This window comes from Flavimobilis sp. BM9, from assembly GCF_058313055.1.
Genome location: NZ_JBZEMO010000001.1, coordinates 370,757 through 387,160 on the forward strand (window position 1 = coordinate 370,757; position 16,404 = coordinate 387,160).

15 protein-coding genes and 1 riboswitch are annotated in these 16,404 nt (G+C 72.4%); of the genes, 12 read left to right on the plus strand and 3 right to left on the minus strand.

The window, feature by feature from the left end; all coding sequences use genetic code 11:
* The first annotated feature begins 16 nt into the window (after positions 1–16).
* The 5 genes from AC4F3Q_RS01660 (at position 17) to AC4F3Q_RS01680 (ending at position 5,800) form a co-directional block, all read left to right on the plus strand.
* The gene (locus AC4F3Q_RS01660; protein WP_491038460.1) at positions 17–1,180 is read left to right on the plus strand and encodes an SGNH/GDSL hydrolase family protein; all 1,164 of its coding nucleotides are present in this window, start codon (positions 17–19) and stop codon (positions 1,178–1,180) included.
* Positions 1,181–1,335: 155 nt separating this feature from the next.
* Complete coding sequence (locus AC4F3Q_RS01665) at positions 1,336–1,773, plus strand: hypothetical protein (protein ID WP_491038461.1); 438 nt, start codon at positions 1,336–1,338, stop codon at positions 1,771–1,773.
* A 130-nt stretch (positions 1,774–1,903) separates the two neighbouring features.
* On the plus strand, positions 1,904–3,082 hold the full coding sequence (sucC, locus tag AC4F3Q_RS01670) for an ADP-forming succinate--CoA ligase subunit beta (protein ID WP_491038462.1): 1,179 nt from the start codon (positions 1,904–1,906) through the stop codon (positions 3,080–3,082).
* Positions 3,083–3,114: 32 nt separating this feature from the next.
* Positions 3,115–4,005, plus strand: coding sequence for a succinate--CoA ligase subunit alpha (sucD, locus tag AC4F3Q_RS01675; RefSeq protein ID WP_491038463.1), 891 nt, complete (start codon positions 3,115–3,117; stop codon positions 4,003–4,005).
* Positions 4,006–4,141: 136 nt separating this feature from the next.
* Positions 4,142–5,800 carry a cell division protein PerM gene (locus tag AC4F3Q_RS01680; RefSeq protein ID WP_491038464.1) on the plus strand — a complete coding sequence of 553 codons (1,659 nt, stop codon included), beginning with the start codon at positions 4,142–4,144 and terminating at the stop codon, positions 5,798–5,800.
* On the opposite strand, the gene AC4F3Q_RS01685 is transcribed toward AC4F3Q_RS01680, so the two are convergent.
* Entirely contained in the window at positions 5,797–6,270 is a 474-nt protein-coding gene (locus AC4F3Q_RS01685; protein WP_491038465.1) for a hypothetical protein, read from the minus strand. The genes AC4F3Q_RS01680 and AC4F3Q_RS01685 overlap by 4 nt on opposite strands.
* Positions 6,271–6,352: 82 nt before the next feature.
* Between AC4F3Q_RS01685 and purN the strand changes: the two genes are divergently transcribed.
* The 4 genes from purN (at position 6,353) to AC4F3Q_RS01705 (ending at position 10,906) form a co-directional block, all read left to right on the plus strand.
* Positions 6,353–7,000 (plus strand): phosphoribosylglycinamide formyltransferase, encoded by a 648-nt coding sequence (gene purN, locus AC4F3Q_RS01690; RefSeq protein ID WP_168446956.1) that lies wholly within the window; start codon positions 6,353–6,355, stop codon positions 6,998–7,000.
* A 93-nt stretch (positions 7,001–7,093) separates the two neighbouring features.
* A riboswitch (ZMP/ZTP riboswitch) is annotated at positions 7,094–7,183 on the plus strand.
* A gap of 35 nt (positions 7,184–7,218) precedes the next feature.
* A complete protein-coding gene (gene purH, locus AC4F3Q_RS01695) occupies positions 7,219–8,862 on the plus strand; it encodes a bifunctional phosphoribosylaminoimidazolecarboxamide formyltransferase/IMP cyclohydrolase (RefSeq protein WP_491038466.1) in 1,644 nt (547 codons plus the stop codon).
* Positions 8,863–9,029: 167 nt separating this feature from the next.
* Positions 9,030–9,572 (plus strand): helix-turn-helix domain-containing protein, encoded by a 543-nt coding sequence (locus AC4F3Q_RS01700; RefSeq protein ID WP_491038467.1) that lies wholly within the window; start codon positions 9,030–9,032, stop codon positions 9,570–9,572.
* Complete coding sequence (locus AC4F3Q_RS01705) at positions 9,569–10,906, plus strand: MFS transporter (protein WP_491038468.1); 1,338 nt, start codon at positions 9,569–9,571, stop codon at positions 10,904–10,906. The genes AC4F3Q_RS01700 and AC4F3Q_RS01705 overlap by 4 nt, the downstream gene beginning before the upstream one ends.
* Here the strand turns inward: AC4F3Q_RS01705 and AC4F3Q_RS01710 are convergent.
* Positions 10,892–12,232 (minus strand): NAD(P)/FAD-dependent oxidoreductase, encoded by a 1,341-nt coding sequence (locus AC4F3Q_RS01710; RefSeq protein ID WP_491038469.1) that lies wholly within the window; start codon positions 12,230–12,232, stop codon positions 10,892–10,894. The two genes, AC4F3Q_RS01705 and AC4F3Q_RS01710, sit on opposite strands and share 15 nt — an antisense overlap.
* Positions 12,233–12,300: 68 nt before the next feature.
* On the opposite strand from AC4F3Q_RS01710, the gene AC4F3Q_RS01715 reads away from it, so the two are divergent.
* Complete coding sequence (locus AC4F3Q_RS01715) at positions 12,301–12,642, plus strand: DUF3017 domain-containing protein (RefSeq protein ID WP_491038470.1); 342 nt, start codon at positions 12,301–12,303, stop codon at positions 12,640–12,642.
* A 76-nt stretch (positions 12,643–12,718) separates the two neighbouring features.
* Here AC4F3Q_RS01715 and AC4F3Q_RS01720 read toward each other — a convergent pair whose 3' ends face one another.
* Positions 12,719–13,672 (minus strand): MIP/aquaporin family protein, encoded by a 954-nt coding sequence (locus tag AC4F3Q_RS01720; protein WP_491038471.1) that lies wholly within the window; start codon positions 13,670–13,672, stop codon positions 12,719–12,721.
* Between the two features lie 192 nt (positions 13,673–13,864).
* Between AC4F3Q_RS01720 and AC4F3Q_RS01725 the strand changes: the two genes are divergently transcribed.
* Both AC4F3Q_RS01725 and AC4F3Q_RS01730 read left to right on the plus strand, forming a co-directional pair.
* Complete coding sequence (locus AC4F3Q_RS01725; protein ID WP_168446195.1) at positions 13,865–15,085, plus strand: NADP-dependent isocitrate dehydrogenase; 1,221 nt, start codon at positions 13,865–13,867, stop codon at positions 15,083–15,085.
* 121 nt (positions 15,086–15,206) lie between these two features.
* Complete coding sequence (locus AC4F3Q_RS01730) at positions 15,207–16,196, plus strand: malate dehydrogenase (protein WP_168446194.1); 990 nt, start codon at positions 15,207–15,209, stop codon at positions 16,194–16,196.
* Positions 16,197–16,404: the final 208 nt, after the last annotated feature.

The window sequence follows — 16,404 nt, forward strand, 5'->3', positions numbered from 1 at the left end:
CCGAGACAGGGACCTGATGACTGACACGACCTGGCACACCGTCCCGCTGGACCTCGAGCATGTCCGCGGCGCGCTGCGCCTCGAACCGACCGAGCGTGGCGTGGCCCCGCACCGCCTGCCCGCGTGGGCAGTGGAGCAGGCGGCCGACCCGCAGCTGGCGATGGTCGAGGCGCAAGGAGCGGGCGTCCGCGTCGTCCTGCGCACCGCCGCGACGTCCGTCGAGCTCGTGGCGCACCGGACCCGCGTCACCTACGCGGGCGCGCCCGCGCGTCCCGACGGGAGCGTGGACCTCGTCGTCGATGGCGAGGTGGTCGCCCGCAAGCGGTCGTCCGGCGGCAGCACGACCGAGCTCGACATGGTGACCGGCCAGCCGACGTTCATCCCAGGGGAGGACTTCACGGCGTCGTTCACCGGCCTCGCCCCCGCGGTCAAGGACGTCGAGGTGTGGCTGCCGCACAACGAGACGCTCGAGATCGTCGAGGTCCGCGCGGACGCTCCCGTCGAGCCGGTCGCGACGCAGCGGCGCACCTGGCTGCACCACGGCAGCTCGATCAGCCAGGGCTCCAACGCTGCCCGCCCGACCGGCACCTGGCCTGCGGTCGCGGCGCGCCTCGCGGAGCTCGAGCTGACGAACCTCGGCTTCGGGGGTGCGGCCCTGCTCGACCCGTTCGTCGCGCGCACGATGCGCGACCTCCCGGCTGACGTCATCTCGTTCTCGCTCGGCATCAACATCGTCAACGCCGACATCATGCGGATGCGCGCGTTCCGCGCGGGCCTCCACGGGTTCATCGACACGATCCGCGACGGGCACCCCACGACCCCGCTGCTCGTCGTCACGCCGCTGCACTGCGCGATCCACGAGGCCACGCCCGGCCCCGGCGCGTTCGACCCTGAAGCCCTCGCGGAGGGACGGCTCGGCTTCCGTGCGACCGGCGACCCCGCCGAGGTCCCCGCCGGGCGGCTCACCCTGGAGACGATCCGCGCCGAGACCGCCCGCATCGTCGCCGAGCGACGCCACACCGACCCCAACCTGCACCTGCTCGACGGCCTTGAGCTGTACGGCGCCGAGGACGAGGCCGCGCACCCCCTGCGCGACAACCTCCACCCCGACGCCGACACGCACCGCTTCGTCGGCGAGCGCTTCGCCCGCGCCGCCTTCGCGGAGGGTCCGCTCGGCTGAGGGGGTCGATCTCGACGGCGAGCAGGCGGTCGTCCAGACTCGGCCAGACCTGGGTGATGCCCGACGAGGCTGGCGCCGTGACCATTGACCGCGATACTCGCGCGTGGCACGGTCGTGCCATCGCGGTCCTGAGGGTCGCCCAGGGGGAGGGGTGTATGCCGTCGCGTCGTCGCCTGCTCAGCTCGGTCGCGGCCGTCATCATCCTCGTGCCGTGGCTAGGCGGGTGCGCCCGGGCCGACGATGTCGACGCCCGCTGGCCCACGCTCGTCGAGGCGGAGCAGCCGCTCCGGCACGGGACCTCGGCGGACGCTTCCATCTCGGGAGGCTCGTGGTCGACCTCGACACTGACGCGGACACCGACGGAGGCCTCGAAGAGCTTCGGCGTCTTCGTCTGCCTCGCGTATGGGGAGAGCGCCCGGATCATCGCGGTCGAGCCCGTCGAACGCATCGGCGACGTGCGTGACCTCCCCGCGATGATCCACACGGTGGGGGCGTCGGAGGACCCGTTCATCACGGCAGACGGATACCCCGCGCAGATTCCGCCTGATGCCGATCTGGCACCGATCGCTGACGGGACGACGCAGAGCGACTGACGCCACGACCGGGCAGGTGTGAGGTGGGCTACACAGGGCCGAGGTCCCGTGACAACTCGTTCCGGTCTACGCTAGGCGAAGGTGTCTCGATGTCGAGACATCCGAGCCGGCCGATGGAAGGACACGCAGGGTGGACCTGTTTGAATACCAGGCGCGCGACATCTTCGAGAAGCACGGCGTGCCCGTGCTCGGTGGCGTGGTCGCCACGACCCCCGAAGAGGCCCGCCGCGGTGCTGAGGATCTGATCGCTCGCGGGAACTCGCCCGTCGTCGTCGTCAAGGCGCAGGTCAAGACCGGCGGCCGCGGCAAGGCCGGCGGCGTCAAGCTCGCGAAGTCCGCCGACGAGGCGCAGCAGCGCGCCGAGGAGATCCTCGGGCTCGACATCAAGGGCCACGTCGTGCGTACCGTGATGATCGCCGAGGGCGCGAGCATCGCCCAGGAGTTCTACTTCTCTGTCCTGCTCGACCGCGCCAACCGCTCCTACCTGGCCATGTGCTCGGTCGAGGGCGGCATGGAGATCGAGCAGCTCGCCGTCGAGCGCCCCGAGGCTCTCGCGAAGGTGCCCGTCGACCCGCAGGTCGGCATCGACCAGGCGAAGGCCGACGAGATCGTCGCCGCCGCCGGCTTCGACGCCTCGATCGCGGCGAAGGTCGCCGACGTCATCATCAAGCTGTGGGACGTCTACAAGGGTGAGGACGCGACGCTCGTCGAGGTCAACCCGCTCGTCCTGACCGAGTCGGGCGACATCGTCGCCCTCGACGGCAAGGTCTCGCTCGACGAGAACGCGGCCTTCCGTCACGCTGACCACACCGAGCTCGAGGACGCCGCCGCGACCGACCCGCTCGAGGCGAAGGCCAAGGCCGCGAACCTCAACTACGTGAAGCTCGACGGCCAGGTCGGCATCATCGGCAACGGTGCGGGTCTCGTCATGAGCACGCTCGACGTCGTCGCGTACGCCGGTGAGGCGCACGGCGGCGTGAAGCCGGCGAACTTCCTCGACATCGGCGGCGGCGCGTCCGCCGAGGTCATGGCGAACGGCCTCGACGTGATCCTCGGTGACGAGCAGGTCAAGTCCGTGTTCGTGAACGTCTTCGGTGGCATCACCGCGTGCGACGAGGTCGCGAACGGCATCGTCAAGGCGCTCGAGATCCTCGGTGACCACGCGACCAAGCCGCTCGTCGTGCGTCTCGACGGGAACAACGTCGCCGAGGGGCGTCGCATCCTCGAGGCGGCGAACCACCCGCTCGTGACCCTGGCCGACACCATGGACGGCGCGGCCGACAAGGCCGCCGAGCTGGCCAACGCCTGAGCCGGCCCGGACAAGAGAGAAGCGAACGAGACATGGCAATCTTCATCACCGACGCCTCCAAGGTCGTCGTCCAGGGCATGACCGGCTCCGAGGGGCAGAAGCACACGACGCGCATGCTCGCGTCGGGCACGAACATCGTCGGCGGCGTGAACCCGCGCAAGGCGGGAACGTCCGTGACGTTCCCGAAGGGTGACGGCTCCGTCGACGTCCCCGTGTTCGGGACGGTCGCCGAGGCCATCGAGAAGACCGGCGCAGACGTGTCGGTCATCTTCGTGCCGCCGGCGCACACCAAGGCTGCTGTCATCGAGGCGATCGACGCGGGCATGCCGCTCGTCGTCATCATCACCGAGGGCATCCCGGTCGCGGACACCGCAGAGTTCTTCGCGCACGCGCAGGCCAAGGGCGTCCGCCTCATCGGTCCGAACTGCCCCGGGCTCATCAGCCCCGGGCTGTCGAACGTCGGCATCATCCCCGCAGACATCACGGGCCCGGGCAAGGTCGGCCTCGTTTCGAAGTCGGGCACGCTGACCTACCAGATGATGTACGAGCTGCGTGACTTCGGGTTCTCGACCGCGATCGGCATCGGCGGCGACCCGATCATCGGCACCACCCACATCGACGCGCTCGAGGCGTTCGAGCAGGACCCGGACACCGCGGCGATCGTCATGATCGGCGAGATCGGCGGCGACGCCGAGGAGCGCGCGGCCGCGTACATCGCGGAGCACGTCACCAAGCCGGTCGTCGGCTACGTCGCGGGCTTCACCGCCCCCGAGGGCAAGACGATGGGCCACGCAGGCGCGATCGTGTCCGGCTCCTCTGGCACCGCGCAGGCGAAGAAGGAAGCCCTCGAGGGCGCGGGCGTCCGCGTCGGCAAGACGCCGTCCGAGACCGCCGCGATCATGCGGGAGATCCTCTCCGCCTGAGCTGAGCAGAAGCACGACAGCGCCCGCCCGGACCACGTCCGGGCGGGCGCCGTCGCGTCCGGCGCGGTGTGTGTGAGACCCGTGGTGGTGCGTGTCGGGTCGTCGCCATGTCGGACGCGTGGGCGACGATGGGCGGGTGAGCGCACCGACAGGCGCGCTCGCCGTCCTGGGCCGGCGCCGCCGCGTCATCGAGGACGGCGCAGCGCACGAGCCCCGCACCTCTGAGACAGCACCCTGGGTCACCGGGGTGCTCGCTGCCGTGCAGGCGGCCATCGCGTCGCTCGCGCTGCTCGTCCTGCCCGCCGTCATCGTCTTCGTGCTCTCCTCGGGCGAGCCGACGAACCAGGGCGTGGAGTGGACGACCTCAGCCTCCACGGGAGCCGGCCTGTGGCTCCTCGCGCACGGTGTCCCGCTCGTCGTCGGCGGGACGGACGTCTCGCTCGTCCCGCTCGGCCTGTCCCTGCTCGCTGGGCTGCTCTGCTACGGCTCCGCACGACGTACCGCTCACCCCGGGCTCGCGGCGTGGGGTGCCGGGGTGGGGACGTACACCGCGATCGTCCTGTTCGTGATGCTCGTGTCCGGGCACGCAGGCCTGCCGCAGGCCGGCATGGCGGTCCTGGGCGGCGCGCTCGTCTCTGGGGTCGCGCTCGGCGCCGCGTCTGTCGTGCACCCGGACGGGTTGCGTGCCGAGGGCGTGCTGCGCCCGCTGACCGACCGGCTCCCCGCAGCGCTCCGGGTGGGGGTGCGCGGTGGGCTCGTCGTGACCGGGCTCCTCGTGGTCGCGGCGTCCGTCCTCGCCCTGCTGTGGATGTTCCTCGGCCGCTCCCGCTCGATGGACGTCGTCACGGCGCTCGGCGTCACGGGCTTCGACGCGGTCGTCCTCGCGGCCGCGCAGGCGACGTACGTGGGCAACCTCGTCGCGTGGGGCACGTCCTGGATCGCGGGCCCCGGATTCGTGGTCGGCACGGGCAGCCACTTCGGACCGACCGCCGCAGAGGCCGGCCCGATGCCCGTCGTGCCTCTCCTGGGCGCGCTGCCCAGCACGTCCGAGGTGCACCCCGCCTGGTCCCTGGTTCCGCTGCTCGTCGTGCTGTTCGGCATGGTCGCGGGAGTGCTCGTGCGCCGCCGTCTGCCCGGCATGTCGTGGCCGCAGGCGGCCGTCGCGGCCGTGACGACCGCGCTGTGCGCGGGACTCGTCGTCGGTGCGCTCGCGTCCGTCGCGGGCGGGGCCGTCGGCCCGGGCCGCATGCAGGAGGTCGGCGCCGACCGGTGGGCCGTCGCGGGCGCCGTGACCGCCGAGACGTTCCTCGGCGTCGCGCTGTGGCTCGGTCTGTGGCACGAGTCGACGCGCGCCTGGCTGGGGAGCCTCGTGACCCGCGACCGCTGGCGCCGCGTGCCCGAGCCGGAGGACGACGCTAAGCCGGACGACGCTACGCCCGACGACGCTACGTCCGGCGACGGGAAGCCTGGCGTCGCTGATCGCGGGCGCGGGGAGGTGCGTGCCGGAGGACCGGCGTCGTCTGCCCGGTCGGCCCGCTCAGCCAGGACAGCGCGGTCGGTGCGCACGACGCCGACCGGTCGGACCGCCGGGACGGGCCGCACGGCGTCGACGGGCCGCACGGCGTCGACGGGCCGCACGGCGGCGACAGGCCGTACGGCAGCGACAGGCGCGAGCTCCGCGACGTCGCGCACGGCGACCACCGGGACCACAGGGTCCACGGCGGCGACCGGCGCCACGGCCGCGACCGGGAGGACGGCGACGACCGCCTCGACCGCCGCGTCGAGCGCCGACTAGTCCGCAGACCCGCCTCGAGCGCGCTCGAGCAGCCCGTCGCGCCACGACTCGAGGTCCGCGTTCAGCCGGTCCTGGCACGCGATGCGAGCCTGCACCGTGATCGCCTCGGCGCGGCAGCGAGCGTCCCGGTCCTGGATGTCCCACACGAGCAGGGTCGACGCGACGGAGAGGGTGAACACCGCCGCGAGGACCGTCCCCGCAGACACGGCCGGCAGGAGCAGGCCGCCCGAGCGGGCGCGCACGGCGGCGACGATCGCGCGGACGCCGACGACGACCGTGACGATCCCGAACGGGATCGTCAGCATGCGCGCCGGGAAGCTCGCGAAGGTCGGGAGCATGGTGACGACCATCGCGACCCCGAGCTGCATGGAGCGGCGCGCCGCGAGGGCGACCTGCTCGGGCTCAGGGGCGGGGCGTGCGGGCTTGCGGCCGGGCTCCGTCGGCGGGCGGTGGGTGAGGCGCTGCGACACCGAGGGGGCTCCGTTCTGACGCGCGGGCACGGCGCCGGGTGGCGCTAGGGTCGGTCCCGTGGCTGATGACTCCGCTCCGATCATGTCCCACCCGAGTGCTGCAGGGCGAACCGACGTGACCCGCGTCGTCGTCCTCGTGTCGGGGGCGGGCTCCAACCTCGCGGCGCTGCTCGCGGCGCACGACGACGACGCGTACGGCGCTCGTGTCGTGGGGGTCGTGTCGGACAAGGCTGCTGCGGGCGGGCTCGAGATCGCTCGTGCCGCGGGTGTCCCGACGGCGGTCGTCGCGCCTGCCGATTTCGAGGACCGCGCCGCGTGGGACCGCGCGCTCGCGCGCAGCGTGAGCGTCTTCTCGCCGGACCTCGTGGTCTCGGCGGGGTTCATGCGCATCCTGGGGGCCGCGTTCCTCACCGAGTTCGGGGGGCGGACCGTCAACACGCACCCGGCGCTCCTCCCGTCGTTCCCTGGTGCGCACGGCGTGCGCGACGCGCTCGCGTACGGGGTGCGCGTCACGGGTGCGACCTTCCACGTGGTCGACGCAGGCGTGGACACGGGCCCGATCATCGCCCAGACGGTCGTCGAGGTCCTCGACGACGACGACGAGGAGTCCCTGCACGAGCGCATCAAGGTCGCGGAGCGGGAGATGCTCGTGGCGCAGGTGGGCAGGCTCGCGCGCGGCGGGCTGCGGGTCGAGGCGGGCCGCGCCGTCGTCGGTCGCGGCTGGGCCTGACGAAGCGCGGGCTGCGGCCGACCCTGCGGAGGTCTCGGCTCTGCCGGCGGAGGCCCCTGACCCTGCCGCGGGTGCGACGGGGCCGCTAGACTGGTCCCTGGTCGTGACTGGCGAAGGTGGGCTCAACCACCGGGAAGCGGCTGAGGTTCCCTGCCGAGGGCGCCGCCCGCCTGGGCGCCCTGTCGGACACGTATCCGAACGCAACCTCAGGAGCCAGCATGTTCTCCTCGCACACCTCTGACCAGGCTGTGACGCCCCTGGCCGACGACGCTCGGCGCCCCGTGCGCCGCGCGCTCGTCTCGGTCTACGACAAGACGGGCCTCGTCCCGCTCGCCCAGGCCCTGCACGCCGAGGGCGTCGAGATCGTCTCGACCGGTTCGACGGCGTCGACGATCGCGGCAGCGGGCGTGCCGGTGACGCCCGTCGAGGCGCTCACCGGCTTCCCCGAGTGCCTCGAGGGTCGCGTCAAGACGCTGCACCCGCGCGTGCACGCGGGCATCCTCGCGGACACCCGCAAGGCCGACCATCTTGCGCAGCTCGCGGAGCTCGAGATCGCTCCGTTCGAGCTCGTCGTGGTGAACCTCTACCCGTTCACGGAGACGGTCGCGTCGGGCGCGACGCCGGACGAGTGCGTCGAGCAGATCGACATCGGCGGGCCGTCGATGGTGCGCGCGGCGGCGAAGAACCATCCGTCGGTCGCGGTCGTCGTCGACCCTGTCGCGTACGACGCGGTCGTCGAGGCTGTCACGGGCGGCGGCTTCACGTATGCGCAGCGCAAGGCGCTCGCGGCGCAGGCCTTCGTGCACACCGCGGCCTACGACGTCGCGGTCGCGTCGTGGATGGGCTCCGTCCTGTCGCCGACGGACGACGTCGCGCAGGACGGCGAGGTCGTCTCGACCGGGTTCCCGGCGTGGATCGGTGCGACGTACGAGCGTGCCGACGTGCTGCGCTACGGCGAGAACCCGCACCAGCGTGCGGCGCTCTACACGGTCGGCTCGGGTGACGCGGGCCTCGCGCAGGCGACGCAGCTGCACGGCAAGGCGATGAGCTACAACAACTACGTCGACGCGGACGCCGCGTGGCGCGCGGCGCACGACCACGGTGAGCAGCCGACGGCGGCGATCATCAAGCATGCCAACCCGTGCGGCATCGCGGTCGGCGCGGACATCGCGGACGCGCACGCCCGGGCGCACGCGTGCGACCCGCTGTCGGCGTTCGGCGGCGTGATCGCGCTCAACGACGTCGTGTCGGTCCAGGCGGCCCGGCAGATCGCGGAGATCTTCACGGAGGTCGTCGTGGCGCCGGGCTACGAGCCGGAGGCGCTCGACATCCTGCGTGCGAAGAAGAACGTGCGTCTCCTCATGGTCGACAACCCGCCGACCGCGGCGGTCGAGACGCGCCCGATCTCGGGCGGCCTGCTCGTGCAGGCGGTCGACCGTGTCGACGCCGACGGTGACGACCCGACGACGTGGACGCTCGTGGCGGGAGAGGCAGCCGACGAGGCGACGCTCGCCGACCTGGCGTTCGCGTGGCGTGCGGTGCGCGCGGTGAAGTCGAACGCGATCCTCCTGGCTGACGGCGGCGCGTCCGTCGGGGTCGGGATGGGGCAGGTCAACCGGGTCGACTCGTGCCGGCTCGCGGTCGAGCGGGCGAACTCGGGGGACGCGGAGCGGGCGCGTGGCGCGGTCGCGGCGTCGGACGCGTTCTTCCCGTTCTCGGACGGCCTGCAGGTCCTGCTCGACGCGGGTGTGCGCGCGGTCGTGCAGCCGGGCGGCTCGGTGCGTGACGACGAGTCGGTCGCGGCGGCGCAGGCTGCGGGCGTGACGATGTACTTCACGGGGACGCGCCACTTCGCGCACTGACGCCGGGCGCACCGACGCCGGGGCGTACTGAGGACAGGGCGAGGGCCCGGCTGCTGCGGCGGCCGGGCCTTCACCGTCTCCCGATCGTGTCCGGAGGGAGGGGCTCGACCACGACCGAACCGCAAAGAACTGTTTGCAAAGACGCCTTTGCACTCTATGCTGGCGGCATGAGAACCAAGGTCGTCACTGATCTCGACATGCTGCGCGCCGTCACGCACCCCCTGCGCATGCGCATCCTCGGTGCGCTGCGCCTCGACGGCCCCGCGACCGCCTCGGAGCTCGCCCGCGCGCTCGGCGAGTCGAGCGGGTCGACGTCGTACCACCTGCGCCAGCTCGAGCGCTACGGCTACGTCGTCGACGACGAGGGCGACGACGCGCACCCGACGTCTCGGCGCGAACGCCGCTGGCGAGCGGCCCACCAGCAGACCGAGCTGCCTCCCGAGCTGTGGTCGGGGGAGGGTGGGCGCGAGGCGCACACCCAGCTCGCCGCCCGCCAGGCCGAGCACCTGCGCCGAGGGATCGCCGCGAGGATCGAGACGACCGACCCCGCCGACCCTGCCTACGAGCACTCCGACTACCTCGTGCACCTCGACCGCGGCGATGCCCAGGCGATGCTCGCCGAGCTCCGCGAGGTCGTCCTGCGGTACAGCGGACGCGAGGGCGAGCTGCCCATCTCCGTGCACCTCCTCGCCCTCCCGGCCACGACATGAGCGCCAGCCCCACCGCGGACCCTGCGCCCACCACGGACCCTGCGCCCGCCGCACGCCCCGCCCGGCCGCGCCCGCCGCTGACGCTCACGCAGGTCCGCAACCGCTTCTGGGTGCTCGCCGGCCTGCGCTGGCTCCCCGTCGGCCTGCTCCTGCCCGTCATGATGCTGCTGCCGCTGCAGCGCGGCCTCACCGTCGCCCAGCTCGGCGCGGCGCTCGCGACGCAGGGGATCGTCGTGCTCCTCCTCGAGCTGCCGACGGGCGGCCTCGCGGACGCGCTCGGCCGTCGTCCCGTGATCCTCGCGTCCGCCGTCTTCGCGATCGTCGCGCTCGGCCTCGTCGCCGTCGCGCAGACGCCCCTCGCGTTCGCGGTCGCGTTCGGCGTCATGGGCGTGTTCCGCGCACTCGACTCCGGCCCCCTCAACGCGTGGTTCGTCGACGCGGTGCACGTGAGCCCGGCGTCCGCGGAGAACGACGCCGAGACCAGGTCGGCGACGGTCGCGCGCGGCCTGTCGGGCGCGGGCGTCGTGTGCGGCGCAGGGATCGCGGCCGGCGCGCTCGTGGCGGGCGGCGTCGTCGCGTGGGCGCCCACCGGGGCTGCGGGTGCGCTCGACCTGGTCGTGTACGTCGCGATCGGCGCGACGGTCGGTCAGCTCGTGGCTGCGGCCCTGCTCGTGCGGGAGGACCGGCCGCGCGAGCGCGGTGCGTTCGTCAGCTCGGTACTGGGCACGCCGCGCACGATCCGCGCGGGCGTGCTCCTGCTGCGGCGCTCGCGCGTGCTCGCCGCGCTCGTCGCCGTCGAGCTCTTCTGGGGCTTCGGCATGGTCGGGTTCGAGTCGCTCATGCCGGTGCGCGCAGCTGAGCTCGTCGGCGGGCCTGACGCCGCGGCAGCCCTCCTCGGTCCCGTCACCGCGGCCGGGTGGGGGGTCGCGGCGCTCGGCGCCGCGCTCGTCGCGCCGCTCCTGCGGCTCGGCAGCATCCGTACCGTCTCGCTCGTCCTGCGGCTCGTGCAGGGCGCGACCGTCGTCGGGATGGGGCTCGTCGGCGGTGTCGTCGGACTCGTCGCCGCCTACCTGCTCACGTACGCGGTGCACGAGTCGTCGGGCGTCCTCTACGAGACCCTGCTGCACGAGCAGGTGGACAACGAGCACCGCGCGACGGTCCTGTCGCTCGCGTCGATGGTCGGCCAGCCTTCCGCGTCGCTCGGCCTCGTCGTGCTGGGCGCCGTCGCGACGGGCGCGTCGACGGGTGCTGCGATGGTCGCCGGTGGGGTCGTGCTCGCGCTCGCGGCGCCGCTGTTCCTCGTGCGGGAGCGGGCGGCGCTACCGCAGCCGTGAGTCGGGGTCGGCGGCGACGGCCGGGTCGAGCCGCGGCAGCTCGGCGCCGGCGAACAGGCGACGGGCGGCGGCGACGTCGCGCGGCCGGTCGACGGCGAGCGCTGCCGTGAGCGTGCGTCCTGGGCGGCCGTCCTCGGGTGCGAACCAGAGGGCGGTCCAGCCGCCGGTCCCGCCGGGGCGTTCGTCACCGCCGCGCACGACGACGTCGTCGTCCGCGCCCGGCACCCCGAACATCGACAGCTCGTGGCCGAGCTGCGTCGAGAACACGTACGGCGCCGGGTCGGGCGCGGGCCCGTCGACGCACCCGAGGAGCGAGCGCACCGCGGTCTCGGGTCCGGTGAGCGCGGCGTCCCAGTGCCCGCCTGCGACCCAGCCGTGCCGTGGGGAGCGGCGCAGCGCCGCGTCCCCGACGACGCGCACGCCCTCGAGCCCTGCCACGGGCTGACCGGTCGCGTCGATCGGTCGGTGCTGCTCGTCGACGACGACCGCGCCGCGCGGGCCGAGCTCCACGAGCCCGGCGAGGGTGCCGTCGAGCCACGCCGTCGCGGGACGGGCCCCGACGGCCGCGACGACGACGTCCGCCGAGATCGTCGTGCCGTCGCCGAGGTCCACCCCGCCCGGCCGCACGGCGACGACGCTCGCACCCGTGACGAGGCGCAGCCCGGGACGCTCGTCGTACCAGGGGAGCGTGAGCCGGCCCGCGTGCTCGCCGAGCGCTGCGGCGAGCGGCACGGGCGCCGCCTCGACGACCGTGACGTCGATGCCCGCGTCCGTGAGGACCCCGGCCAGCTCCGCACCGATCCATCCTGCGCCGACGCACACGACGTGCCGTCGGCCGCCTGCGGCGGACGCCTCGGCGAGACGGGCGCGCAGCCGGTCGGCGTCGTCGGCGGTGTGCAGCACGAGCGCGTGGTCCCAGCCCGCCGGACGGACGGGGCGTGAGCCGCACGCGAGGACGACGGCGTCGGCCTCGAGCGTGCGGGGCGCGCCGTCCGCGGCGCGGAGGGCGACGCGGTAGGTGGGGTGCTCGGCGTGCGCCACGGCGTCGATCCCGACGGCGGCGACGCCCAGGAGGGCCTCGTCCGCGAGCTCGGAGAGCCGGATGTCGAGGTCGTCGGCGAGCCACGTCGGCTGCGGACGGTCGAGGAGGTGCTTCGAGAGCGGTGGCCGGTCGTACGGCGCGAGCGGCTCGTCGCCGACGACCGTGAGGCGGCCCGCGAAACCGAGGTCCCGCAGTCGTGAGGCCGTGCGTGCCCCGGCGAGGCCCGCCCCGACGACGACGACAGAACGAGGGACGCGGGCGCTGGTGGGTGCGGGCTCGATCACGGGACAACGGTAGTCTCGTGGGCGGACCTGGGCCGGACGGCCCGCACGAGACGCACGAGGAGGCCGTCGTGGAGCAGACGAGCGCGGGCGACGACCCTGAGGTCGACGCCGGACGCGTCCCGGTCGACGACGTCGCTGCGGCCTCGCGGGCGATCGCCCCGCGTCGCAACCTGTGGATCTGGGCGAACATCACGATGATCGTCGTCGTGTGCGTGCTCGCGTTCGTGGTCGGCTCCCGGATCGCCGCGCTCGTGCTTGCCGCGCAGCTCGCCGTGTGCGGTGGCGTGCGGCTCGTGGCGTCGGAGCCGGTCGCGGGGCTGGCGATCCGCTCGCGGATCTTCGACGTGGGTCTGTTCTGGACGTTGTGCGCCGCGATCACCGTGATCGCCGTGACCGCACCGCAGATCTAGCCGCAGCCTTCGGACGACGACGGCCGCCGCCCCGTATGGGTTGGCGGCCGTCGCTGTGAGGCGTGGTGCTGGTGCGTCAGTCGCGCGGAGCCGTGGGCTCCTCGTCCGTTGCCTCGGCGTCGGTCGTGACGGCGGTCGTGGCCCCGGGCTCGGCGTCGGGCTCGACGTCGACCAGCGTGCCCGCGTCGGCGGCGACCGCTGCCTCCTCCTCGTCGGAGGGGTCGAGGAGCGCGGGGGGCACGTCGGTCACGACGACCCGGTAGCAGGCGCCGGCGACGACCGCTCCGACGAGCGGCGCGACCGCGAACAGCCAGAGCTGCGACAGCGCCCACGACGTCGAGAAGATCGCGATGCCGAACGAGGACGCGGGGTTGATGCCGCCGTTGGTGAGCGGGATCGTCACGACCATCAGGCCACCGAAGACGAGGCCGACGAGCACGAGGGGGTTCGCTGCCCACGACCGGCGGCCGGTGACACCGAGGTAGACGCCGACGAGGACGGCCGCCGCGATCGCCTGGACGATGAGCGCGTTCTGCAGGGACACGTCGATCGCACCCTCGGAGATGCGCCCGACGGGGGAGTGCGCACCGAAGCCGTTCGCGGCGATCGAGACGACGTCGCGCTGCGTCTCGAGCTGGAGCGCCGTCCCGAACGACTGCGGGGTCGCGAGGAAGAGCGTGAGGCCGCCGAGGGCGCCACCGACGAGCTGCGCGAGCCAGTAGGGGAGCACGTCGCGCCAGGAGAAGCGGCCGGCGACGGCGAGGCCGAGCGTCACGGCCGGGTTGAGGTGCCCGCCGGACACGCGCGACACGGCGGACCCTGCTGCGGCGACGGCGGCCGCGGCCACGAGGGCGACGCCGAGCGTGCCCGTGCCGATGACGTTGATCGAGGAGTAGACCGCGGCGCCGCCCACGAGCAGCACGAGCACGAAGGTGGCGAAGACCTCGGCGCCCATCCGGGAGAGGAGGCCCGGCGTGTCCGGGAGGTCGTTCGTGAGGCCGAGGTCGGTCTCGGGCGCTGTCGTCGACATGCGTGTCCTGTCTGTGGGGCCCCGTCTGGGGCGTCCGGTGGGTCGCTGGATGCTCTCACCATGGGCTGAGCACTGCCTGAGTGTGGCACCAGGAGGTGCGCTGGTCCACGCCGCACGAACTATCTTGACGTCAAGAAATCGGATAGGCTCGGCCGAGGAAACCCCCCGCAGACACACAGGAGATCCGTGCGCATGGGCAAGATCAAGGTCGTCAACCCGGTAGTCGAGCTCGACGGCGACGAGATGACGCGCATCATCTGGCAGTTCATCAAGGACCGCCTCATCCACCCGTACCTCGACATCGACCTCAAGTACTACGACCTGTCGATCGAGAACCGCGACGCGACCGACGACCAGGTGACGATCGACGCCGCCAACGCGATCAAGCAGTACAACGTCGGCGTCAAGTGCGCGACGATCACGCCTGACGAGGCGCGCGTCGAGGAGTTCGGCCTCAAGAAGATGTGGGTCTCGCCCAACGGCACGATCCGCAACATCCTCGGTGGCGTCGTCTTCCGCGAGCCGATCATCATCTCGAACATCCCGCGCCTGGTCCCGGGCTGGAACAAGCCGATCATCATCGGCCGTCACGCTCACGGCGACCAGTACAAGGCGACCAACTTCAAGGTCCCCGGCGCGGGCACGCTGACGCTGACGTACACGCCTGCCGACGGCTCCGAGGAGATCAAGCAGACGGTCGTGACGTTCCCCGAGGAGGGCGGCGTCGCGATGGGCATGTACAACTTCAACGAGTCCATCAAGGACTTCGCCCGCGCGTCCTTCGCGTACGGCCTGCAGCGCAGCTACCCGGTCTACCTCTCGACGAAGAACACGATCCTCAAGGCCTACGACGGCCAGTTCAAGGACCTGTTCCAGGAGGTCTTCGACGCGGAGTTCAAGGAGCAGTTCGACGCTGCCGGCCTCACCTACGAGCACCGCCTGATCGACGACATGGTCGCCTCGGCCATGAAGTGGGAGGGCGGCTACGTCTGGGCCTGCAAGAACTACGACGGCGACGTCCAGTCGGACACGGTCGCGCAGGGCTTCGGCTCGCTCGGCCTGATGACGTCGGTCCTCATGACGCCCGACGGCAAGACCGTCGAGGCCGAGGCGGCGCACGGCACGGTGACGCGGCACTACCGCCAGCACCAGCAGGGCAAGCCGACGTCGACGAACCCGATCGCGTCGATCTTCGCGTGGACGCGCGGCCTCATGCACCGCGGCAAGCTCGACGCCACCCCCGAGGTGGTCACGTTCGCGGAGACCCTCGAGGACGTCGTCATCACGACGGTCGAGTCCGGCAAGATGACCAAGGACCTCGCGCTCCTCATCGGTCCGGAGCAGGAGTGGCTGACGACGGAGGAGTTCCTCGCAGCGCTCGACGAGAACCTCTCGGCCCGTCTCGCGGCCTGAGCGGAACCTGATCAGCAGCGGCCTGTCCGGATTCCCGGGCAGGCCGCTGTTGGCATGATGGGACAAGGCGTCCCGCCTGATCGGCGGGTCGCGTGCGGCACGACGACGAGGGAGTTGAACGATGAACGCACAGCCGGTGACAGTGACGGTCACAGGAGCTGCCGGGCAGATCGGCTACGGCATCCTGTTCCGCATCGCCTCAGGTCAGATGCTCGGTCATGACACGCAGATCCGTCTGCGTCTCCTGGAGGTTCCGCAGGCGGTCCGTGCTGCGGAGGGCACGGCGATGGAGATCGACGACTGCGCGTTCGACCGGCTCGAGAGCATCGAGATCTTCGACGACCCCGTCAAGGCGTTCGACGGCGTGAACGTCGCGCTGCTCGTCGGTGCGCGTCCGCGCGGTGCGGGCATGGAGCGCGCCGATCTCCTCGCCGCGAACGGCGGGATCTTCGGGCCTCAGGGCGAGGCGATCAACGCGGGTGCGGCCTCGGACGTGCGCGTCCTCGTCGTCGGGAACCCTGCGAACACGAACGCGCTCATCGCGGCCAAGCACGCGCCGGACGTCCCGGTCGAGCGGTTCAACGCGATGACGCGTCTGGACCACAACCGCGCGCTGTCGCAGCTTGCGCGCCGCGCGGGCGTCCCGGTGCGCCGCACGCGCAACGTGACGATCTGGGGCAACCACTCGGCGTCGCAGTACCCGGACATCTTCCACGCCCGCGTCGGGGACCGGAGCGGTGCGGAGCTCGCGGAGGACCGTGCGTGGCTCACCGAGGACTTCATCCCCACGGTCGCGAAGCGTGGTGCCGCGATCATCGAGGCGCGTGGCGCGTCGTCGGCTGCGTCGGCGGCGAACGCGGCGATCGAGCACGTGCGCGACTGGGTCCGTGGCACGCCGGAGGGGGAGTGGACGAGCGCAGGCATCCCGTCGGACGGCTCGTACGGTGTCCCGGAGGGTGTCATCTCCTCGTTCCCTGTCGTGTCGCGCGGCGGCGAGTGGCAGATCGTCGAGGGGCTCGAGATCGACGACTTCTCCCGCGGGCGCATCGACGCGTCGGTCGCGGAGCTGTTCGAGGAGCGGGCTGCGGTGGAGAAGCTCGGGCTCATCTGACCTCGCTGTGCGCTGACGAGACCCCGGACCCGGAAGGGCCGGGGTCTCGTCATGTCCGGGATGGGTGGTATGTAGCCTGCGGGTGCGTCGTCGGACGTTGCAAGAATCCGGCCTGGTCATGACGGGAACATGCCGTTCCTGGCGTCCGATTCGTCCTACCCTGCAACGCAAATCCGAGCGCTTGCTGCAAGTTGCTGCAACGGTTAGC

What these genes read in the sequence shown, in the direction of transcription:
- AC4F3Q_RS01720 (WP_491038471.1), bottom strand. Translation starts at nt 13,672, where the DNA reads ATGTCGACGACAGCGCCCGAGACCGACCTCGGCCTCACGAACGACCTC.
- AC4F3Q_RS01730 (WP_168446194.1), top strand. Translation starts at nt 15,207, where the DNA reads ATGAACGCACAGCCGGTGACAGTGACGGTCACAGGAGCTGCCGGGCAG.
- AC4F3Q_RS01705 (WP_491038468.1), top strand. Translation starts at nt 9,569, where the DNA reads ATGAGCGCCAGCCCCACCGCGGACCCTGCGCCCACCACGGACCCTGCG.
- AC4F3Q_RS01660 (WP_491038460.1), top strand. Translation starts at nt 17, where the DNA reads ATGACTGACACGACCTGGCACACCGTCCCGCTGGACCTCGAGCATGTC.
- sucD (WP_491038463.1), top strand. Translation starts at nt 3,115, where the DNA reads ATGGCAATCTTCATCACCGACGCCTCCAAGGTCGTCGTCCAGGGCATG.
- AC4F3Q_RS01665 (WP_491038461.1), top strand. Translation starts at nt 1,336, where the DNA reads ATGCCGTCGCGTCGTCGCCTGCTCAGCTCGGTCGCGGCCGTCATCATC.
- AC4F3Q_RS01725 (WP_168446195.1), top strand. Translation starts at nt 13,865, where the DNA reads ATGGGCAAGATCAAGGTCGTCAACCCGGTAGTCGAGCTCGACGGCGAC.
- AC4F3Q_RS01700 (WP_491038467.1), top strand. Translation starts at nt 9,030, where the DNA reads ATGAGAACCAAGGTCGTCACTGATCTCGACATGCTGCGCGCCGTCACG.
- purH (WP_491038466.1), top strand. Translation starts at nt 7,219, where the DNA reads ATGTTCTCCTCGCACACCTCTGACCAGGCTGTGACGCCCCTGGCCGAC.
- purN (WP_168446956.1), top strand. Translation starts at nt 6,353, where the DNA reads ATGTCCCACCCGAGTGCTGCAGGGCGAACCGACGTGACCCGCGTCGTC.